Raw genomic sequence first — 20,683 nt, 5'->3', positions numbered from 1 at the left:
GCAAAGAGGTACGACCATGTTGAAGTGGGCTCTTATATTCTTCGTTATCTCACTGATTGCCGGTGTTTTCGGCTTTACGGGAATCTCGGCGGCGACGGCGGGCATTGCCCGTATTCTGTTCTTCATCGCCGTGGTCGTGTTCCTGATCTTCCTGGTGCTTGCACTGATGGCCGGTCAGGCGATCCTCTGATAGAACGACTGTTAAGGAGAACGGCGGGTCGCAAGGCCCGCCGTTTTTTGTTGTGCTTGCTCTTCCGTCACCCCGCACCTGATGCGGGGTCTAGCGACCTTACGTCGGTAAGGTCGAAAGACTCTTTTCAGGCCAAGGACTTGGGCTGACTGGATACCGGCTCAAGGCCGGTATGACGGAGGTTATCAAGCCGTCCACCCACCATCAATCACATGGATCTGCCCTGTGGTGAAACCCGCCTCTTCGGACGCCAGATAGGTCACAAGTGCTGCAACCTCTTCAGGCTTGGCAATGCGGCCCATGGGTTGGCGGGCGATGAAGTCTTTCAGGGCCTGATCGTAATCGCCGGTGGCGCGCAGGCGCTCGTGCAGGGATGGGCTGTCGACCGTGCCAGGGCAGATGGCGTTGCAGCGGATGCCCTTGGTCACGAAATCGGATGCGATGGATTTCGTCAGGCCGATAACGGCGGCCTTGGATGCCGTATAGGCAAAGCGGTTCGGCACGCCCTTCACGCTTGAAGCAACCGACGACATATTGACGATGGCGCCCTTGCCGTTTTCCAACATGGCGGGAAGGAAGGCGCGGCAGGTGCGGTACATGGCTTTGGCGTTGAGATCGAAGGAGAAGTCCCAATCTTTCTCTTCGCAATCGAGAATGGTGCCGGCATGGACAAAGCCGGCGCAATTAAAGAGAATATCGGCGCGACCGATATCTGCCGCCAGCGCTTTTACGGCATCGCCATCCAGAACGTTCAGCACCCGCGTTTCGGCTTGTGTCAGCGTCGAAAGTGCTGCCTCATTGATATCCGTGGCGATGACACGCGCGCCGAGGCTGATGAAACGCTCCGCCGTGGCGCGGCCAATGCCCTGCCCTGCGGCGGTGATGACGACTGTCTGGCCGCTGAAATCCTGCGCCATATTATGCTCCTCCCGCCCCATGAGGGCCGCAACCTAAATCGAATATGGATCGACAATTCATATGTAAACAGTGTATTCATATAACGTCAAGTGAACATGGCGATGCGGGGGCTATGCCGCAGGCCGCAAGCAACCCGAGGACGGATGATCGAAGACGACAGTGAACGTTACCGCGCGCCTGCGCTGGACAAGGGGCTGGATATTATCGAGCTTCTGGCCAGCACCGATGGCGGCCTGACGCAGGTGGAAATCGCCAAGGCCATCGGCAAAAGCCCAAACGAGTTCTATCGCATGCTGGACCGGCTGGTACGGCGCGGTTACGTGCAACGGCAGGATGGCGACCGGTTTTTCCTGACGCTCAAACTCTTCGGTCTTGCGCATTTTCACGCGCCGCTGCGCAGGCTGGTTTCCTTTGCGGCTCCCGTCATGCGCGACTTTTCCAACAAGGCGGCACAGGCCTGCCATCTGGCGGTCTATGATCGTGGCTCCGTGGTGGTCATCGCCCAGCAGGATTCCTCCACCTACTGGGCCTTATCAATCCGCGTCGGGGCGCAGATGAGCTTGTTCAACACTGGCTCCGGTCACGTGCTGCTGGCGTTCCAGACGAACGCGCAGCGCGAGATCATGATTGCCGAGCAGCTTCGTGGGGATGAGCTATCCCTGCCGGACGGGCTGATGGAGCGCCTGGAGCAAATCAGGGCCAGCGGTTTCGAGAGCATGAACAGTTTGCAGACAGCTGGCATAAGAAACATTTCCGCGCCGGTTCTGACGCTGGATGGCACAGCCTTGGCTGCGATCACCTGCCCTTACATCACACCTTTGAACAGCGATGCACCGAGCGCGGACGACTGCGTGGGTCTCATTCGCGATGCGGCGCGCACCATTTCGGAAGTGGCCGCCGGACAATAAAAAACGCGACCGGCAGGGGACCGATCGCGTCTTCTTGACTGGAGGTATTATAGTTTAATAACGAGCAACTATCGCGAAGGTTCCAGAATTCTTTAAGCGGCCAGTTGCTTGCGAATGATACCGCGCAGGGATTCCAAATCCTTGGCAAACTGGCGAATACCTTCCGACAGCTTTTCCGTTGCCATGGCGTCTTCGTTGAGGTGCCAGCGGAAGGCCTTTTCATCGAGAGACTGCAAAGGCTCGGCCTTGGCATCGTCAGCCGACAGCTTGCGCTCCAGCGTGCCGGTGTCCTTGTCCAGCTCTTCCAGCAGCGCTGGGCTGATGGTGAGACGATCGCAACCGGCCAGCGCTTCGATTTCGCCGACATTGCGGAACGACGCGCCCATGACGACGGTGGAGATGCCGTTGGCCTTGTAGTAATTGTAGATTTTGCGAACGGACACGACACCCGGATCGGTCTCAGCCGTGTAGTCTTCGCCCGTGGACTTCTTGTACCAATCGAGAATACGACCGACAAAGGGCGAGATGAGGAAGGCTTTGGCTTCCGCACAGGCAATGGCCTGCGCCTGCGAGAAGAGCAGCGTCAGATTGCAATCGATGCCTTCTGCCTGAAGCACTTCAGCAGCCTTGATGCCTTCCCAAGTGGAGGCAAGCTTGATGAGGATGCGATCACGCTCGATGCCGCGGTCCTTGTAACCGGCGATGATCTGGTGCGCCTTGGCAACGGATGCCTTGGTATCGAAGGAAAGGTCGGCATCAACTTCGGTCGATACGCGACCGGGAACGAGTTCAACCAGCTTGGCACCGACAGAAATTGCCAGACGGTCCGCAATGGCGCCAACGACGGCATCGGAATCACCACCCTGTTTTTTACCCCAGGCGACGGCTTCCGTCACCGTATCGGCAAACATCGGCGTGCCCAATGCTTTGAGAATGATAGAGGGGTTGGTGGTGCAATCCACCGGCTTCAGGCGTGCGACCGCCTCGATATCGCCGGTATCGGCAACAACCGTTGTGATTTTGCGGAGCTGGTCAAGTTTGGACGTCATGCCGTTTGATCCTCGTGATCTCTGGAAAACTGCTTCAGCCGGGTTCCGTTCCACTCGGGGGCGCGATGCCGAAACCGGTTGTTTTCTATGTTTCGAGTATCGCGCCGCACAAACCGCAAAGTCAAGACATTTGCGCAATGCAATTGACATAAGTTTCACAAGAGCGATACTCGCCTCTCAACGAGAGCATGGCGAAAACAGTGGCAAAACTGCGAAGAGACACCCACACGGCCTATTCCGAAGCTGCATCCCTGCGGCTGCGGGCCGCGTGGCTCTATTACAATCAGGGCATGACGCAGAAGGATGTGGCGGAAAAACTGGGCATCAGCCGCTCCACTGTCATCCGCCTTCTGGACGAGGCCATGAAGCGATCCGAGGTGCAGATCTGGATCAATGAAGGCATCGAGGACTACGTCGAATTGGCAATAAAGCTGGAAGCGGCTTACGGGCTGGATGAGGCGATCATCATTCCCTCCGCATCATCGAAGGCGGAAGATATCGCCAAGGCCGTCGGCCTTGCACTCGGCCAGTTTCTGTCGGAGGCCGTGCCCGACAATGCCACCATCGGCGTCGGCTGGGGCCGCACCATGACGGCGTCGCTCTCCAGCTTTCGCCCGCCGCGCCGGGAAAACTGCAAGGTCGTTTCGCTTCTGGGTGGCATCGTCGCCGTGCACCAGACCAACCCGCTGGATTATACGTGGCGGCTGGCCAGCGCACTGGGCGCGGAATGCTACATGTTCCTTGCACCGCTGCTGGTGGATTCAGAGGAAACCCGCCGCGCGCTGATCGAAAAATGCGGGTTGAACACCCTGTTCGAACTGGCCGAAAATCTCGACCTCGCCATCGTCAGCTGCGGCGATATCGGCCCGCATTCGACTTCGCTGTCGGAAGGCTTCATTTCCAAACAGACCCATGACGAGCTGGTGGCGGCAGGCTGCGTCTGCGACACCATGTTCAACTTCATCGATGCAGAGGGCCGCTCCGTCGATCATCCCATCAACCAGCGCGCCATGGCCATTGGCCTTGATACCCTGAAAAAGGCCAAACACATCGTCCTCGCCTCCGGCGGCGCCCACCGCGCCACGGCCATTTGTGCCACGATAAAACGCATTGGGTGCAATACGCTGATTACGGACGAGGCGGCAGCGCGGGCGTTGCTGGAGATTCACACCGCATCAGACAGTTGATCAAGAAGTTGGCGACTGATTTGGCCCCGCACCTTCCGTCACCCCGCACTTGTGTGGATGACGGAAAAGACTGTCTACGCCTGATCATAACGCATCAGCACCCCCGTGATCTCCTCTTCGCTGACGAAATCACCTCTGTTGGCATCCTCGATTCCAGCTTTTATGCCCGCAGTCCATTGCTTCCGCCAAGCGACAGACCGGCTATCACAGCGCCGTCTTGAATTCTCAGGCAGATCAATCTTGCTTTTCATTCGTCCGTTCCACCGTTTTACATTTCATGTGGCGCCACTTTGCTGTTTAGTTTCTTCTCCCCGGCGGAGAGTAGAGGAACGCTCCCGCACAAAATAACCACAGGCTACATGCCCGGTCTTGAGATCAAATCTTCCCCGTTTCCCAGCCCAGCATCGCGCGTTTGCGGGTCAGCCCCCAGTGATACCCAGTCAGCGCACCGCTTTTGCCCACGGCCCGGTGGCAGGGGACGACGAAGGAGATGGGGTTGGCGCCGATGGCGGCGCCAACGGCGCGGGATGCGGTGGGTTGGCCGATGTCTTGCGCGACGTGGGAATAGGTGACGGCTTTGCCGAGCGGGATTTTGAGCAGGCTCTGCCAGACGCGGACCTGAAAATCCGTGCCGAGCAGGACGACGCGCAGAGGCTGTTCGCTTTTCCAATTGTCCGCATCGAAGATGCGTGAGGCATAGGGCGCGGTGGCGGCGCTGTCTTCGAGATAGTCGGCATTGGGCCAGCGGCGCGACATGTCTTCGAAGCAGGCTTTTTCCTCGCCCGGATCGGCAAAGGCGCAACCGGCCAGCCCTCGGTCGGTGATCATGATCAGCGCCAGGCCGAAGGGCGATGGGTGGAAGCCGTAGCGGATGAGCAGGCCGCCACCCTTGGCCTTCCACTCGCCGGGCGACATGGCCTCGTGGGTGACGAACAGATCGTGCAGACGGCTTGGGCCGGACATGCCGACTTCGAGTGCGGCATCCAGAAGCGGCAGGCTTTCATCGCGCAGCAGACGCTTGGCGTGATCGAGCGTCACGGCTTGGAGAAAAGCCTTCGGGGACAGCCCGGCCCAGCGCGTGAAGGTTTTTTGCAGCTGGGTGGGCGATTGTCCGAGTTGCGTGGCAATGGTTTCGAGTGAGGGCTGATCGCGGTATTCCACCGTCAGGATTTCGATGACCCGCCGCACGGTCTCGTAATCCGAACCGACCGGGGTAATGTCATCCTTCAGGGTGATATTAGCGTTCATGGCGTGTCTCCTTGGCATCAGACAAAACCACGTAGCGGGGCGTATCTCCACCCGTTTCTTGCGATCACGCGCTAAATTCTGAGCCGCACCGTAGCCAACGCGCCGCGAAACGCCTTGGCAAAGCTCTCTCGATCATCGGGATTGAGAAAGGAGCCGATATCCGTCGTGCGCCCCTCGCCCGAGACATGCATGGAGAGAATGCCGATTTCCTCGTGGCGGTTGACCCGGAAACGTGCCCAGAAGGGATTGAAGCGGTATTCGACCATGCGGCCAGCGGGTGAAAACTTGCGGATGGAAAGGCTGGTGCGCGAGACCGTGACCTCCTCCCGCGCCTTGGCTGCCCGGTAGTTGGCCCGAAAGGCAAAATAGAGCAGCAGGAAATCCAGCCCCAGAAAAAGGCCGATGGGCCACGCGCCGGTGACGAGGAAGAAGACGCCGTAGATGAGGCTGACGGCACCCGTGAGGCAAAGAAGGACGCGAAAACCCTTGCGTGCCAGGGAGCGATAAGGAACAAGTTCCGCTGTAAAAACCGGCTGCTCGTTTACGCCGTCCACCTTGCCGCCCTCACCCGATGTTTGAACGAAGCCTGATCCCGAATTGTAGTCGCAACATGACAATAGCCAAGAAACGATCCAGCACCCAAACGCCGAAAAAGTCAAATTCCACGGCACGCCGCAAGCCCACGAAGGTCAAGACGCTCTATTCGCATGACGAACTGGTCGAGATTTTCCGCCGCTTTTCCATTCAGCGGCCCGAGCCCAAGGGCGAACTGGAGCACTCCAACCCGTTCACGCTGGTGGTGGCCGTGGCGCTTTCGGCGCAGGCGACCGATGTGGGCGTCAACCGGGCCACGCGCGGTCTGTTTGCGGTGGCCGATACACCCCAGAAGATGCTGGAATTGGGCGAGGAGCGGCTGATCGGCTACATCAAGACAATCGGGCTCTACCGCAACAAGGCCAAAAACGTCATTGCGCTGTCGCAGATGCTGATCGACCAGTTTGGTGGCGAGGTTCCACGCACCCGCGAAGAGCTGGTGATGCTGCCAGGCGTGGGGCGCAAGACCGCCAATGTGGTGATGTCGATGGCTTTCGGGGTGCCAACGCTGGCCGTCGATACGCATGTGTTTCGCATCGCCAACCGGCTCTGTCTGGCGCCGGGCAAGACCCCGGACGAGGTGGAAGAGCGGCTGGTGAAGATCATTCCCGACGAATATCTGTTCCACGCGCATCATTGGCTCATTCTGCACGGGCGCTATTGCTGCAAGGCGCGCAAGCCGGAATGCGAGCGCTGCGTGATTGCCGATATCTGCAAAGCGCCGGAAAAGACCTGCGATATTCCCGCACCTCTGGTGGAGCTACCGGCCCAGCTGGTTGGTGAATGACGGGTCGCGACGGCTGATCGCCTTGTGCAGATGCACCATCATCGAGGCTGCAAACAGCGGCGTCAGCAGGTTGAGGAAGGGGATGGCCAGAAACGCGGCAATCACCAGACCGGCCATAAAGACTTTCGTGCTGTGCTTCGAGCGGAAGGCGCGGGCATCGGCCGGCGTGCGGAAGCGCATGGCGGCGAACTCGAAGAATTCCCGGCCCAGCAGATAGCCGTTGACCAGAAAAAACGCGATGAGGTTGACGCCGGGAACGAGAAGCAACAACAGCGCGATGAGGTTGCCGAAAATGACCACACCGAAGAATTTGAGCGACGATGGGATAGCCTCGGTGAGCGGCATGGCCGTGCCAGCCGGATCAGCCGGATAATCCTTCTTCTCGATCACCTCGGCCACATCATCAAGAAACAGGCTGGCGATGATGGCGGTGACCGGCGAGATCAAAAGGGCCAGCGCAAGCGCCAAGCCGATACCCGCAAGAATGGCAAAAACGAAGCTCATCCAGCCGGCCCATTCCGGCACGCCGGGAAGGAGCGAATCAATCCACGGGAGCGCAAGCCAGATAAAAACGCCGCGAATCGCAAACCAGAGGCCCACAAGCACCAAAATCGTCAGTCCGAGCGACTTCCAGAACACCGAACGTGTTTCGGGGGCGAAAAGGTTGCTGAAAGCATGCCGCGCAGCGCTAAAAATCATTATATTGCCTCCATTTAGGCGGATTTACCGTAGATCGAAAGATCATCCGCCAACGCGTGGCAAATAGGGCGTTCTGCGACCTTAACAAGAAACGCTCCCCCTTAAATACAAGAAAAAAACACAACCGACTATTTTGCGCTTGAAGAAAAGCAACCACTAAACTATAAAAACAAACAGGCAAAAAGTCGTATATTCTTGCAGGGGTGGGGATCGGCGGGATAACGATTGGCCTTTTGTACAACCTAGTCGAAACGATTGGCAGCGAGATGTCTCGCTAGATCACCATCGTCCGCTAAAGACAAGAAAAACGAGGCGTCGTTGGAAAAATTGCTGATTGACCTTACCCGTTCGCTGAAAACCGGAACGCCGTCGGAACGACGGATTGCGAAGTATCTCATCGAACATCTGGCAGAATTGCCGTTTGAAACAGCCGCAACGCTGGCAGAAAAACTCAACCTCAGTCCCATGACTGTCGGTCGGTTTTTACGCTCGCTCGGTTACCGCCAACTGAGCGACATTCGCGAACATCTGCGCGAAGAGCCACGCGCTCAGGAGCCTGCACCCGCAGCCAAGCAGGAAACGCCGCAGACACCTCTCTCGTCGCTCATGTTGCAACAGATTCAGGCGGTTCAGGCCGTGTATGATCTGGCCGGACAGCCCGTTTGGAAGACGGCTTTGAGCAACATTGCCGAAAGCCGACAGGTTTTCGTGGCGTCCTCTGCCGAAAGCTTCGGCATCTGCCGCTACTTCTACACCAAGCTCTTGGAAAGTCGCGAACACGTGCATTACCTGCAACGCGATGGTGCCACCTATATCGCGCTGATGGATGAGCCTGCCGACGGCACGCTGCTGATCCTGATGGATTGCGGTGGCGATCTGGCCGGATTGCAGCGTCTGGCAAAAATGGCCATGAAGGCCGGCTACCGCACCGTGCTGATCACCACCCGCTTTTACGAGTGGGGCCCTGACAGCGCCGACATCTGCCTGACCATCCCGCTGAGCCAAAGCGGCGGACACAGCATGTTGCAACTGGTCGCCATTACCGAATTCATGCTGCATTCCCTGCCGCAGAAGACAGACACCGGCCGCAAGGACCGTTATCGTCGCATCGGTGATATGCAGCGCGTTTTGCACGGGTAACGAAACAGGCTGTATATCAGCTTAGAAGAAACTTCCAACCTAAGTCCTTGGGTTGGCTAGGCCCCGGATCTGGTCCGGGGTGACGGAGGGAGGAAGAACACTCTCAATCGTCCTACATTGCCTCAAGCTCGGCGCGGTGGCGGTACATTGCCAGAAAACGCTGGTAATCGCGTTCATAGCGCTGCTTTCGTGCCGAGCTTGAGATTTGCTTTTCCCCACCAGAATACATGGCCGCACCGGCAGCCGCCAATCCCTGGTGAACACCGCCCGCAGAAGCCGCATTCATTGCCGTGCCGAGAAGAACGGCGTCTGCTGTGGCCGGAACGACAATGCCTTTGCCCGTCACATCCGCGTAAAGCTCCATGAGAAGCGGATTGTGCACATGGCCGCCGGTGACGTGCAGCGTTTCCACGCAGTAGCCGAAGCCTTCCATCGCATCCAGCACATGCCGCGCACCCAGCGCAATCGCCACCGCCGTGCGCCAATAGAGGCGGCAGAGGCTGTCGAAGGAGGTATCGAGAGTGAGACCGCTGACGACGCCACGGGCATGCGGATCGGCGAGCGGCGAACGGTTGCCGTGGAAATCCGGCAGGACGTGCAGGTGATCGGCAAAGCCCTCGCCTTCCGTGCGGCGCAGCTCCAGCACGCGCTCCACGATGCGGGCATGGAGCACTGAGGTTGGCTCTCCACCTGCGGCATGCATGCGAACGACGTGGTCCAGAAGCGCGCCGGTGGCCGACTGTCCACCTTCCACCAGCCAGTGGCCGGGAAGGACTGCCTGCCAATATGGTCCCCACAGGCTGTGGCCGGGCATACGCATTGGCGTCAGCGTCACGAGGCAGCTGGATGTCCCGGCAATCAGCGCGACATTGCTGCCGACATCCGATTGCAGACTGCCGCCGAGAGCGCCCAGCGCGCCTGCGTAAGCATCGATCATGCCCGCCGCAACGTCGCAGCCGATATCGAGGCCAAGCTCTTCGGCGGCTTGCGCTGAGAGCTTGCCAACGCTTTGCCCAGGGGCGACTGTTTTCGTAGGGAGGTTGCCACGTTGGAGAAGATCGCCGAGGCCTGCGAACTCAAGATAGTCCTTGCGCCAGCCCTGCCCTTCATGGGCTAGAAAATTCCATTTGGCCGTAAGGGTGCAGTTGGAGCGCTGCGCGCTGCCGCTGGCTTTCCATGTGAGAAAGTCTGCCAGATCAAAAAAATATCCGGCCTTGGCCCAGCTCTCCGGTAGATGTTTTTTCAGCCACATCAGCTTGGGCATCTGCATCTCAGGCGAAATCGAGCCGCCTGCAAAATCCAGCACGGGGTGGCCGGAGGCACTGAGAAAGTCTGCTTCAGCAATGGCACGATGATCGAGCCAGACGATGGTGTCGAAACGCTCTTCGCCTGTGGTGGACACCGTGACCTGCTCACCCTGCGAACCGCGCAAGACGAGGGAACAGGTGGCATCGAAACCGATGGCAGCAACGGAAGATGCTGCTGTGCCAGCATCCGCCATGGCCTTGCGCACGGCGACGCAGACGGCGTTCCAGATATCGGCGGAATCATGCTCGGCGTGGTTTTCCTTCGGCCTTTGCATGAGGATGGGGTGGGTAGCGCGTGCCATCAACTTGCCGCCCGCATCGAAAACGCCAGCGCGGGCGCTGCCCGTGCCGACATCGACAGCAACAAGATGTTGACGCATCAAACTAAATTCCCATCCCTCAATCGCGACCCTTGCGCATGGCTGCCGACAGCATCGGCAGCGTTAAATCCGCGCAGTTTGATCAGCCACAAGTTGGACCAAATCCGGCATGGCGTCAAACACCAGATCGGGTTTCAGGCTGGCAATGTGGTCACGAAATGCCGGGAACCGGGCGTGCGAGCCGCCGGTAAAGGCAAATACGCGCATGCCTGCCGCCTTGGCAGCGGCAATTCCGGCGGGACTGTCTTCGATGACGATGCAGTCTCTCGGATCAACCTGCATCTGGCCTGCCGCATGCAGGAAGAGATCGGGTGCAGGTTTGCCGTTTTTCACCATCGTTGCGCTGAAAATGTGGGGTTCGAGCTTGTCGAGCAGGCCAGTGAGGCCCAGCGAATAGCGGATTCGCTCCGGCTGGCTGGAGGAGGCGACGCAGCGCGGCAACGACAGGCGATCCAGCGTCTCGGCCATGCCGTCTATGGCTTTCAGCTCATCGCGAAAACGCTGGAAGAGTTCGCTGCGCATATGTTCGAGAAAATCGATGTCGGTTTCGACGCCGTATTCGTCCCAGAGCGTCGCCGTCATGCTGGCAACGCTGCGGCCGAGGAAGCGCTGATAGGCTTCCTCTTCGGTGATCTGGACGCCCTGATGGGCGACCATGTCAATCAGAACCGCGATCGAGACCGGCTCGCTATCCACGAGAACGCCGTCGCAATCAAAGATCAGCAGAGGCGCGTTCCCGGTTTGCATGGCACATCTCTTTTCGTCAGCTGACGAGTTTGTTTTGCAGATAAAGTTCAAGCGTCTCAGCCGTACCCTTCTCCCACAACGTCTTCAAGGCATGGGCGAAGCGTTTGCGGAACAGGTCCGACTTGGCGACCTCACCAAAGATATCGTCCAGCGCCAGAAACGCCATCGGATCGTCCTTGGCCTTGATGGCTGCGGCCTGAAGGCGCTCGGCGCTGGCATCGTTGAAGACGATTTTTACGCCGCTATCGGACGTGCCATGGAAGTAACGGCACCAGAGCGCGGACACCAGCGAGAGACCGACGATGTCATCGCCCTTTTCAAGACGATCTGCCGTCGATGGCAGGATGAATTTCGGCTGGCGGTTGGAGCCATCCTGCGCCAAACGCGGAATGGTGTCGCCGATCTTGGGGTTGAGGAAACGCCGCTCGATCAGGTCGAAATATTCGTTGAGGTCCGTATTCGGCACCGGCGGAATGATCGGGATGATCTCTTCCTTTTCCAGCTTGGCCAGGAAGGCGCGGATGAGCGGATGCTCCATCGCTTCATGAACGAAGTGGATGTCGAGAAGGGCTGCCGGATAGGCAATCGCCGCATGGCCGCCGTTGAGGATGCGGATTTTCATATGCTCATAGGGCGCAACTTCCGGCACGAACTGCACGCCGACCTTTTCCAGCGCCGGACGCCCCGCCGGGAAATTGTCTTCCATCACCCACTGCTTGAACTCTTCGCAGAAGACCGGCCAATTGTCATCGATGCCGAAATCGTCGCGGGCGATATCGCGTTCGCGATCACCCGTCGCAGGGGTGATGCGGTCCACCATGGAATTGGGAAACGAAACGGTATCGCTGATCCAGTTGGCAAAGGCCGGATCGGAGAGTGCTGCGAGCCCAACGACCGCGTTTTTCGTGACCTTGCCGTTGTGCGGAATATTATCGCAGGACATGACAGTGAAGGGCTGGAGGCCCTTGTCCTTGCGGGCTTTCAGGCCAGCGACGATGAGGCCGAAGACCGTCTTGGGAGCTGCAGGGTTCTCTCCGTCTTCGGCAATGGCCGGGTGCTGCGGATTGAACGTGCCCGACGCATCGATGAAATAGCCGCCTTCGGTGATCGTCATCGAGACGATGCGGATTTTCGGATCGGCGAGTGTTTCGATGGTGGCTGCGGTATCACCGATTTTCAGAATATCGATCATTGGGGCGGTGACGCGCGCGCCGGTGCGATTGTTGTCCTGCTCCACCACCGTTGTCAGGAAATCCTGCGCCGCAAGCTTCTCGCGCATGACGGTGTCCGATGGCAGAACGCCCGCGCCGATAATCGCCCAATCATGGTCGGCACCGGTGTTGAACAGATCGTCCAGATAAATGGCCTGATGGGCGCGGTGGAAATTTCCCACGCCGAAATGCACGATACCGGGGACAAGGTCGTCACGCGAATAGGACGGAACGGACGCCGTTGCCTTGACCTGATCGAGCGTTGCGAGCGAGAGTTTTGATGTCATGAGACGATCCTCGAATTTCCTGTCATGGAGCAGTCGCCGGTTCTGGCCGCTGATACGGCCAGCCATCCGGCGAGGCGGTCTGGCCGTTAGATGGCGAGACCCTTGCTATCGAACTTGTGGATTTTGCTGTCATCCGGCGTGATAAAAACGGTATCGCCATGCTGACACGCAAACTCGCCACCAGCGCGGGCGGTGATCATGCCGATTTCATCGACATTGATGTGGATGAAAGTGTCCGAGCCCAGATGTTCGGCAACCGCGACCGTCCCCTTCCACACACCGCTGTCCTTCGACAGCAGAAGATGTTCCGGGCGAACGCCGACCGTGTCGGCGCCCTTACCTTGAGCGTAAGCACCCTTGACGAAGTTCATGCGCGGCGAGCCGATGAAGCCTGCGACAAAGAGATTGCGCGGCGTCTTGTAAAGCTCCATTGGCGAGCCGACCTGCTCGATATTGCCGCGATTGAGCACGACGATCTTGTCGGCCATGGTCATGGCTTCCACCTGGTCATGGGTGACATAGATCATCGTCGTTTTCAGCGTGTTGTGTAGCTCGGAAATTTCCAGCCGCATGGTTCCGCGCAAGGAGGCATCGAGGTTGGACAAGGGCTCATCGAACAGGAACGCCGAGGGCTCACGCACGATGGCGCGACCGATGGCAACACGCTGGCGCTGGCCGCCCGAAAGCTGCGAGGGACGACGGTCGAGATAATCGGTGAGGTTCAGCACGCTTGCGGCATCATTGACCTTCTTGTCGATGACGGCCTTGTCGAGCTTGGCCATTTTCAGCGGGAAGCCAATATTGTTGCGCACGCTCATATGCGGATAAAGCGCGTAGGACTGAAACACCATGGCAAGGCCGCGTTCTGCCGGAGCCTTTTCGCTCACATCCTTGCCATCGATGATGATCTGGCCCCCGGTTACGTCCTCGAGACCTGCGATAAGGCGCAGAAGCGTGGACTTGCCGCAGCCGGATGGACCGACGAAGACCACGAACTCGCCGTCTTCGATATCGAGATCGATGGACGGAATGACCTTGGCTTCACCAAAGACCTTGGAAACTTTTCTAAGGGAAATGCTGCCCATTTTCTTATTCCTTATTTCACCGCGCCGAAGGTCAGGCCACGAACGAGTTGTTTCTGGGAGAACCAGCCAAGCACGAGGATCGGCGCAATTGCCATCATCGAAGCGGCAGACAGCTTCGCCCAGAACAGACCTTGCGGACTGGAGAAGGAGGCGATGAAGGCCGTCAGCGGTGCGGCATTGGTGGTGGTGAGACGAATGGTCCAGAAGGATTCGTTCCACGCCAGAATGATGTTGAGGAGAAGCGTCGAGGCAATGCCGGGGATCGCCATCGGCGTCAGCACGTAAACGATCTCGTTCCAGAGAGACGCACCATCCATGCGGGATGCTTCGAGAATTTCACCCGGAATTTCCCGGAAGTATGTGTACAGCATCCACACCACGATCGGCAGATTGATGAAGGTGAGCATGATGGTGAGACCGATGCGCGTATCGAGCAGGCCGGCATTGCGGAAGATGAGATAGATCGGCACCAGCACCGCCACAGCAGGCATCATCTTGGTGGAGAGCATCCACATCAGAATATCCTTGGTGCGCTTGGTGGGCGAAAACGCCATGGCCCAGGCCGCAGGGATTGCGATGATGAGGGCGACGATGGTGGAGCCGACCGAGAGGATCACCGAGTTCATGAACGGCTTGAAGTAATCGCGCTGCGTGTTCACAGTGATGTAGTTTTCAAACGTGCCCGATGGCCAAAGGCTGAAGCCCGCAATGGCTTCCGGCTCCGTTTTCAACGACGTCAGAAACGCATAGAGGATCGGGAAGAACAGCAGGAGGGCAATGACCCAGGCGGCAATGGTGAAGCCGATTTTGGAGCGTGTCGAGACTTTACGAGCCATGATCCTGTCTCCTATCGATCGAGGTTCTTGCCGACGGCGCGCATCAGGAAGATGGCGACGACGTTTGCAAGGATGACGGCGATGATGCCACCGGCAGACGCTCCACCCACATCATAGCCCAGCAACGCCGTGCGGTAGATGAGGAAGGCGAGATTGGTCGAGGCGTAACCCGGGCCACCATTGGTGGTGACCAGAATTTCCGCGTAGACGCCGAGCAGGAAGATCGTCTGGATGAGGATGACGACGGTAATGGCACGCGCCAGGTGCGGCAGCGTGAGGTAAATGAAGCGGCTGAAGAAGCTTGCGCCATCCATTTCGGCTGCTTCCTTCTGCTCTCCGTCAAGCGACTGAAGCGCTGTCAGCAGGATGAGCGTTGCAAACGGCAACCACTGCCATGCGACGATGATGACGATGGACAGCAGCGGGAACTGTGAGAACCAGTCGATCGGTTGAAATCCGAAGAACCTTGATAGGTCCGCCAGCACCCCATAGCCGGGATGCATGATCATGTTCTTCCAGACGAGGGCCGCGACCGGCGGCATGACGAAGAAGGGCGAGATGACGAGAATGCGCACGATGCCCTGCCCGAAAATGGGCTGGTCCAGCAACAGCGCAATGCCGATGCCGCCGATAACCGTAATCATCAGCACACCGCCGACGATGACGAGCGTATTCCAGATGGACTGGAAGAATGCCGGGTCGGTGTAGAAATACTGATAATTGAACAGGCCAGCAAAGCTGACATTGGCCGGGTTCAGCAGATTGTAATTCTGAAACGAATACCACAGCGTCATCGACAGTGGCACGATCATCCAGACCAGAAGCAGGATGACCGATGGCGCCATCATGATCCGCGCCAGGTTCTTGGTATTTTGCGTAGCCATGAGGCTCCCTCCCAATTCCGGACCATGCCTCTCAAGGGCACGGAAACGCTTGGCATTTTCTTATTCTGATTGGGTAACGACGCTTAAAGAAACAAATTGTTTGGCAAAGATGCCGCCCGGCCATCAGGGCCGGACGGCGGTTCTTCGGGAGGATTACTTGATGTATCCCGAGCGCGTCATTTCACGCGTGGCTGTGGACTGAGCACCGGCAAGCGCATCATCGACGCTGGACTGACCAGCAACGACTGCCGAGAACAGCTGACCGACCGTGGTGCCGAGCGACTGGAACTCAGGAATGGCCACGAACTGGCCGCCTGTGTAAGGCACCGGCTTCACCGTTGGCTTGGTGATATCTGCCGCGTTCATGGCAGCGAGCGTCGGCGCTGCAAAGCCAGCCGCCTTTTCGTAATCCGCGTTCTTGTAGAGCGACGTACGAGTGCCCGGAGGAACGTTGGCCCAGCCTTCCTTGGAAGCGACGAGCTGCGTGTATTCCTTGCTGGTTGCCCAGGCGATGAACTTTTCAGCAGCGTCTGCCTTCTGCGAGCTCTTCGGAATGGCGAGATTCCAGGACCAGAGCCAATTGCCGTGGTTCTTCAATTCGCCATGGGTCGGGAACAGCGCGTAGCCGACCTGATCGGCAACCTTGCTGTCCTTCGGGTTCGATACGAAGGAGGCCGCAACCGTGGCATCGATCCACATGCCGCATTTGCCCTGCTGGAACAGCGTCAGGTTTTCGTTGAAACCGTTGGAGGACGCGCCGGACGGACCGGCATCCTTCATGAGGTCAACGTAGAACTGAAGCGCGTTCTTCCACTCAGGCTGATCGAACTGTGGCTTCCAGTTTTCATCGAACCAGCGGCCACCGAATGAATTGGTGAGAGCCGTGATGAAGGCCATGTTTTCGCCCCAACCGGCCTTGCCGCGAAGGCACATGCCGTTGATATCGGCCTTGCGGTCGGTGATCTTGCGGGCTGCATCGCCAATGAATTCCCATGTCGGGTTTTCCGGCATCTTCAGGCCTGCTTTTTCAAACAGGTCCTTGCGATACATGATCATGGCGGATTCACCGTAGAACGGTGCAGCGTAGAGCTTGGAGTCGACGGTCAAACCACCCTTGATCGATGGCAGCATGTCGGCAACATCGTAGTTATCGCCGAGCTTTTCGAGCGGCAGAAGCCAGCCCTGCTTGGCCCAGATCGGAACTTCATAGTTGCCGATGGTCATGATGTCGTATTGGCCGCCATTGGTGGCGATATCGGTGGTGACGCGTTCGCGCAGGACATTTTCTTCCAGCGTGACCCACTCAACCTTGATATCGGGGTTTTTGGCGGTGAATTCGGATGTCAGTCCCTGCATGCGGATCATATCGCCGTTGTTGACGGTGGCGATGGTCAGCGTTTCTGCGGAAGCGAGGCCCGAAAAGGCGAGAGCCGAGCACGCGCCCAGCAGAAGTGTCTTCAAAGTCATGATCTTCCTCCCAGAAGAAGTTTGTGAGCATTCGCTTTGCTCTAGGGCAATTACTCACTTATGGGAGATGAAAGTCAAGCACCTACCTGCGCTGCGATGCACAAGGAATAGCTAACATGCTGGTTTTAAAGTGATATTTCTGCTCAGTTTCTGAGCAAATATTCGGCTGAAGCCTCGTCTGTGATGACACCGTTCAAGAGCCCACCGCGCAGAGCAGCGAGAATTGCGGGTGATTTTTGCTTGCCTTGGGCAATGCCGATGACCGTACTTGTCTCGCGTGGCGGCAGGGGAACGGAGGCGACCCGATCATTGATCGGCGTGTCGAGAAACTGTCCGTCGCGATCGAAAGACCAGCCACAGATCTCGCCCGCACCGCCCTTGGCAATCAGGTCGCGCATCTCCTGAACCTCAAGGAAGCCATCGACGCAGAGTGGTGCATCCTCTGCCAATTGACCGACGCCGACGAAGGTGACACTGGCGGCAGCACCCAGCGCCAGCGTGGAGCGCACCATGGACTGCTCATGCAGCAATTCCCGCTCTTCCGCAGACGAACAGAGAACCGGCAAGGGCATGGGAAAGTGCCGCGCCTTGATGGCATCGGCCATCGAGAAGATGACGTTGTAATAGGCGGCAGACCCATCCGGCCCGATATTCCCGGTGAGCGAGACGATGCGATGTTGCGGGCATTCCATCGGCGGTAACTGATCGACAGCGGCTTTCAACGTTCGGCCCGTACCGATGGCAAGCACGATCGGGTCCGTCTTGCGCAGCCAGCGTTCGATTTCCGCCGCGCCCGCCTCGGCAATGCCGACGGTGGAGGACACGCCCGCCGGGTCGCTTGGCACGACCTCGACATAGTTCAGCGCAAACCGCTCGCGCAAGGCCTCGCTTTTCTCCAGACAAGCGGCAATAGGGTGATCGAGCCGGACCTTGATCAGACGTTCGGCAACGGCCAGTGACACGAGACGTTGCGCCGACTGGCGGGAGATGCCCATGGCACTGGCGATCTCATCCTGCGTGCGGCCCGCGACGTAATAGAGCCACCCAGCCCGCGCCGCGTCGTCTAGCCGTCCACCTGTTTCGGATCGTCTGGCCATATGCCTGCCCCTACGTCATTTCCACTGTGCTGACATTTTTCTAGAGCCCGTGTCAAACGCGGCAAGGCATGCTCAGCCCAACAATGGCCCGATAACGAAATAAAGCGCGGCTTTAGCGATGCCGTAAATGACGCCGCTGACGATGGCCACCGAGATGACTGAAAGGACACCGCCTAGCAGAGCAAACAGGCCATCGCGTTCCAGAAGAGCGAAGGAAAAACAACAGATTGCGATGGCGGGCAGGATATTGCCGAGCGGAATCGGCAAGGCAAGAATGACAGCGAGCAGCAGGCAGATGAGACCGATCAGTCGCTCGAAGACCGGCGACAGCAGACCTTCCATGCGCGGGCGTAGTAGTTTCTGAACCCACAGCAGGACAGGGACGATCTTTAGCACGACTTTGGCAAAATCTTCGCGCGCCAGCGACCGATCTGCAATGACGCGCGGAAGCCACGGGCTTTTGCCCGCAAAAAGTTGGGCAGCGAGAAAGACCAGGGGGGTGCCTGTTATGGCCGATGTGCCTGGCGGTGTGGGCACGATGTTGGGCAGCGCAAAGACCAGCATCAACGCCCCGAAGGCGCGGTCTCCCATCGCAGACAGAAGATCGCCGACGGAGATGCGCGCGCGGCTTTCATCACCGGCCAACGCTTGTAGAATATCGACAAGACCGACTTTTGGAGCGTCGGGTTCCGTCAATGTCAGGTCGGTCTCTTCAACCGGACCGGAGAGAGCAGGATTATCCGACAGGCGCAGCATAGGGTTTCAACTCCAGGATTGTGGTCCCGCTGTAACAGATGAATGGCGGCAGCAATACGACAGGATGCTTATATTCTCGATCCTCCCCTATCGCCGCAGCTTCGGGTCAAGCAGATCGCGCAGACCATCGCCTAGAAGATTGAAGCCGAGAACCGCCAGTGCAATGGCAAGCCCGGGGAGGATCGCAAGCCAGGGTGCGGCGGCAAGATAGGTCTGCGATTCCCACAACATCCGCCCCCATGTGGGTGCGGGTGGTGGCATGCCGAGACCAAGGAAGCTGAGGCCCGCTTCGGTCAGAATGGCGAGCCCCAGCTGGATGCTGACCTGCACGATGATGAGGTTGGTGAGGTTCGGCAGAATGTGGCTGAAGGTTATGCCACCCCTGCCCCGCCCCAGACTTTCCGCCGCCAGCACGAAATCCCGCGCCCATAATTGTAATGCAGCAGCACAGGTCAACCGGGCAAACACCGGCACCATGAAGGTGGCGATGGCGACAATGGCGGTAAAGCGGCCGGAGCCGATGAAAGCACCGAGCATCATGGCCGAGAGGATGGGTGGCAGCGCGAAAATGATGTCGCAGAGACGCATCAGCAAGGCCTCTACGACGCCCCGTTGCGCCGCTGCAAATATGCCGACCAGCGTGCCGGCGGTAGCCCCGATGGCGACCGCAACTACGGCGGTTGACAGCGAATTCCATGCCCCTACCATCAGCATGGACATGACATCACGGCCAAAGTGATCCGTGCCCAGCAAGCCCTGGGTTAGCGGCGGTTTCAGCTTGGCGACGATGTTCATTTTCGTCGGCAACTGCGGCGTCCAGACGAGGGACAGCAGCGCAATGGCCAGCAGAGCGCCGGTGATGGTGGCACCCGTCAGGAGGTTGGCACTGCGGCGATTGAAACGTCTCATGCGGCACGCGCCCGCAAGCGCGGATCGATCAGCAGATAGGCCATATCGACAAGGAAGTTCATGGTGATGACCAGCGCGCAGAAAAACAGCACGACCGACTGCATGACGACGATATCGCGCTGGGTCAGCGCCTGATAGGCGAGACGCCCAAGCCCGGGCAGATTGAAGACGTTTTCCACCAACACTGTGCCTGCGATCAGGAATGTGAATTGCAGGCCAATCATGGTGATGACGGGGATCAGCGCATTGGGCAGGACGTGTTTCCACAGGGTGGCAGTCTCACCGATGCCCTTAGCACGAACAGTCCGCACGAAATCCTCGCCCATCACCTCCAGCATGGCCGAGCGGCATACTCGCACCAGCACACCCGCTTGAGAAAAAGCTAGCGCCACAGCCGGAAGCACGAGCGCCTTCAATGCCGCGCCAACACCTGCCTGCCAGCCCGGAAAGCCGCCCGCGGGCATCCAGCCGAGCGTGGTGGAGAAGAGAAGGATCAGCAGCAGCGCGACCCAGAAACCGGGAACGGCTATGCCCGCATGGGAAAACAGTCCGCAGAGAAAATCAATGACGCCACCTCTGTAGCGCGCCGCGAGAACACCGAGCGGGAGGGCGATGAGGATGGACAGGCCGACGGCGATGAGGGCGAGCGGAAGGGTGACGGTGAGCCTTTCGAGGATGAGCCCGGCCACCGGAACGCCGTAGGTGTAGGATTGCCCAAGGTCGCCCCGTGCGATAGCCGCGAGCCAGTGCAGGTAGCGAAGCAAAAGAGGCTGATCGAGGCCCATTTGTTTTTGCAAAGCTGCGAGTGTGTCGGGACTGGCCGAGGTGCCGAGCATGATGGCGGCGGGGTCGCCTGGGAGTAGGCCCATAACTGTGTAGATGAGGAAGGATACGGCGAGCAGGGTAAGGATAAGGGTTAGGATGCGTTTGGAGATGAGGGCGATCATGTGGGTGCCCGGTAGTTGGTAGGCGACAGTGGGCTTGGCTTACCCCCCTC

The 20,683-nt window shown here is 58.6% G+C and carries 22 protein-coding genes; 5 read left to right on the top strand and 17 right to left on the bottom strand.

Features of this window, described 5'->3' with window-relative positions; all coding sequences use genetic code 11:
• The first annotated feature begins 16 nt into the window (after positions 1 to 16).
• Positions 17 to 190, top strand: coding sequence for a DUF1328 domain-containing protein (locus tag RRU01S_RS25150; RefSeq protein WP_045228307.1), 174 nt, complete (start codon positions 17 to 19; stop codon positions 188 to 190).
• A gap of 185 nt (positions 191 to 375) precedes the next feature.
• Here RRU01S_RS25150 and RRU01S_RS00590 read toward each other — a convergent pair whose 3' ends face one another.
• A complete protein-coding gene (locus RRU01S_RS00590; RefSeq protein WP_045228426.1) occupies positions 376 to 1,107 on the bottom strand; it encodes an SDR family oxidoreductase in 732 nt (243 codons plus the stop codon).
• Between the two features lie 144 nt (positions 1,108 to 1,251).
• On the opposite strand from RRU01S_RS00590, the gene RRU01S_RS00585 reads away from it, so the two are divergent.
• Entirely contained in the window at positions 1,252 to 2,016 is a 765-nt protein-coding gene (locus RRU01S_RS00585; protein ID WP_045228306.1) for an IclR family transcriptional regulator, read from the top strand.
• Positions 2,017 to 2,108: 92 nt separating this feature from the next.
• Here the strand turns inward: RRU01S_RS00585 and tal are convergent, their stop codons facing one another.
• Complete coding sequence (gene tal / locus RRU01S_RS00580) at positions 2,109 to 3,065, bottom strand: transaldolase (protein WP_045228305.1); 957 nt, start codon at positions 3,063 to 3,065, stop codon at positions 2,109 to 2,111.
• Between the two features lie 200 nt (positions 3,066 to 3,265).
• Here tal and RRU01S_RS00575 point away from each other — a divergent pair, with 200 nt between their 5' ends.
• Positions 3,266 to 4,252 (top strand): sugar-binding transcriptional regulator, encoded by a 987-nt coding sequence (locus RRU01S_RS00575; protein WP_045228425.1) that lies wholly within the window; start codon positions 3,266 to 3,268, stop codon positions 4,250 to 4,252.
• 74 nt (positions 4,253 to 4,326) lie between these two features.
• Here the strand turns inward: RRU01S_RS00575 and RRU01S_RS26125 are convergent, their stop codons facing one another.
• From RRU01S_RS26125 to RRU01S_RS00565, 3 genes are all read right to left on the bottom strand, one after another.
• On the bottom strand, positions 4,327 to 4,503 hold the full coding sequence (locus tag RRU01S_RS26125; protein ID WP_165572193.1) for a hypothetical protein: 177 nt from the start codon (positions 4,501 to 4,503) through the stop codon (positions 4,327 to 4,329).
• A 124-nt stretch (positions 4,504 to 4,627) separates the two neighbouring features.
• On the bottom strand, positions 4,628 to 5,500 hold the full coding sequence (locus RRU01S_RS00570; RefSeq protein ID WP_045228304.1) for a methylated-DNA--[protein]-cysteine S-methyltransferase: 873 nt from the start codon (positions 5,498 to 5,500) through the stop codon (positions 4,628 to 4,630).
• A 71-nt stretch (positions 5,501 to 5,571) separates the two neighbouring features.
• Complete coding sequence (locus tag RRU01S_RS00565) at positions 5,572 to 6,054, bottom strand: DUF2244 domain-containing protein (RefSeq protein WP_045228303.1); 483 nt, start codon at positions 6,052 to 6,054, stop codon at positions 5,572 to 5,574.
• Between the two features lie 56 nt (positions 6,055 to 6,110).
• Between RRU01S_RS00565 and nth the strand changes: the two genes are divergently transcribed.
• Positions 6,111 to 6,881: an endonuclease III gene (gene nth, locus RRU01S_RS00560; protein ID WP_045228302.1), complete on the top strand. Its 771-nt coding sequence runs from the start codon at positions 6,111 to 6,113 to the stop codon at positions 6,879 to 6,881.
• Here the strand turns inward: nth and RRU01S_RS00555 are convergent.
• Positions 6,855 to 7,580 carry a sulfate transporter family protein gene (locus RRU01S_RS00555; protein ID WP_045228301.1) on the bottom strand — a complete coding sequence of 242 codons (726 nt, stop codon included), beginning with the start codon at positions 7,578 to 7,580 and terminating at the stop codon, positions 6,855 to 6,857. The genes nth and RRU01S_RS00555 overlap by 27 nt on opposite strands.
• A 318-nt stretch (positions 7,581 to 7,898) precedes the next feature.
• Between RRU01S_RS00555 and RRU01S_RS00550 the strand changes: the two genes are divergently transcribed.
• Complete coding sequence (locus RRU01S_RS00550; RefSeq protein ID WP_178119223.1) at positions 7,899 to 8,720, top strand: MurR/RpiR family transcriptional regulator; 822 nt, start codon at positions 7,899 to 7,901, stop codon at positions 8,718 to 8,720.
• A 112-nt stretch (positions 8,721 to 8,832) separates the two neighbouring features.
• On the opposite strand, the gene RRU01S_RS00545 is transcribed toward RRU01S_RS00550, so the two are convergent.
• The 11 genes from RRU01S_RS00545 to RRU01S_RS00495 all read right to left on the bottom strand — a co-directional run bounded on the left by RRU01S_RS00545 (position 8,833) and on the right by RRU01S_RS00495 (position 20,633).
• Positions 8,833 to 10,407 carry an FGGY-family carbohydrate kinase gene (locus RRU01S_RS00545; RefSeq protein ID WP_045228300.1) on the bottom strand — a complete coding sequence of 525 codons (1,575 nt, stop codon included), beginning with the start codon at positions 10,405 to 10,407 and terminating at the stop codon, positions 8,833 to 8,835.
• Positions 10,408 to 10,470: 63 nt separating this feature from the next.
• Positions 10,471 to 11,154: an HAD family hydrolase gene (locus tag RRU01S_RS00540; RefSeq protein ID WP_045228299.1), complete on the bottom strand. Its 684-nt coding sequence runs from the start codon at positions 11,152 to 11,154 to the stop codon at positions 10,471 to 10,473.
• Positions 11,155 to 11,170: 16 nt separating this feature from the next.
• Positions 11,171 to 12,652, bottom strand: a complete 1,482-nt coding sequence (locus RRU01S_RS00535) for a mannitol dehydrogenase family protein (RefSeq protein WP_045228423.1) — start codon at positions 12,650 to 12,652, stop codon at positions 11,171 to 11,173.
• An 86-nt stretch (positions 12,653 to 12,738) separates the two neighbouring features.
• Positions 12,739 to 13,737: an ABC transporter ATP-binding protein gene (locus RRU01S_RS00530; protein WP_045228298.1), complete on the bottom strand. Its 999-nt coding sequence runs from the start codon at positions 13,735 to 13,737 to the stop codon at positions 12,739 to 12,741.
• A gap of 11 nt (positions 13,738 to 13,748) precedes the next feature.
• Positions 13,749 to 14,573: a carbohydrate ABC transporter permease gene (locus RRU01S_RS00525; protein WP_045228297.1), complete on the bottom strand. Its 825-nt coding sequence runs from the start codon at positions 14,571 to 14,573 to the stop codon at positions 13,749 to 13,751.
• Between the two features lie 11 nt (positions 14,574 to 14,584).
• On the bottom strand, positions 14,585 to 15,457 hold the full coding sequence (locus RRU01S_RS00520) for a carbohydrate ABC transporter permease (protein WP_045228296.1): 873 nt from the start codon (positions 15,455 to 15,457) through the stop codon (positions 14,585 to 14,587).
• A 153-nt stretch (positions 15,458 to 15,610) separates the two neighbouring features.
• The gene (locus RRU01S_RS00515) at positions 15,611 to 16,924 is read right to left on the bottom strand and encodes an ABC transporter substrate-binding protein (RefSeq protein ID WP_045228295.1); all 1,314 of its coding nucleotides are present in this window, start codon (positions 16,922 to 16,924) and stop codon (positions 15,611 to 15,613) included.
• A 143-nt stretch (positions 16,925 to 17,067) separates the two neighbouring features.
• Complete coding sequence (locus RRU01S_RS00510; protein ID WP_045228294.1) at positions 17,068 to 18,021, bottom strand: sugar-binding transcriptional regulator; 954 nt, start codon at positions 18,019 to 18,021, stop codon at positions 17,068 to 17,070.
• A gap of 72 nt (positions 18,022 to 18,093) precedes the next feature.
• Positions 18,094 to 18,777: an exopolysaccharide biosynthesis protein gene (locus tag RRU01S_RS00505; RefSeq protein WP_081879958.1), complete on the bottom strand. Its 684-nt coding sequence runs from the start codon at positions 18,775 to 18,777 to the stop codon at positions 18,094 to 18,096.
• 87 nt (positions 18,778 to 18,864) lie between these two features.
• On the bottom strand, positions 18,865 to 19,686 hold the full coding sequence (locus RRU01S_RS00500; protein ID WP_045228293.1) for an ABC transporter permease: 822 nt from the start codon (positions 19,684 to 19,686) through the stop codon (positions 18,865 to 18,867).
• Entirely contained in the window at positions 19,683 to 20,633 is a 951-nt protein-coding gene (locus RRU01S_RS00495; RefSeq protein WP_045228292.1) for an ABC transporter permease, read from the bottom strand. The genes RRU01S_RS00500 and RRU01S_RS00495 overlap by 4 nt, the downstream gene beginning before the upstream one ends.
• Positions 20,634 to 20,683: the final 50 nt, after the last annotated feature.

The organism is Agrobacterium rubi TR3 = NBRC 13261, assembly GCF_000739935.1.
Lineage (GTDB): Bacteria > Pseudomonadota > Alphaproteobacteria > Rhizobiales > Rhizobiaceae > Agrobacterium > Agrobacterium rubi.
Note: the sequence above shows the minus strand (reverse complement) of the source record. Positions and strands in the feature narration are given on the sequence as shown.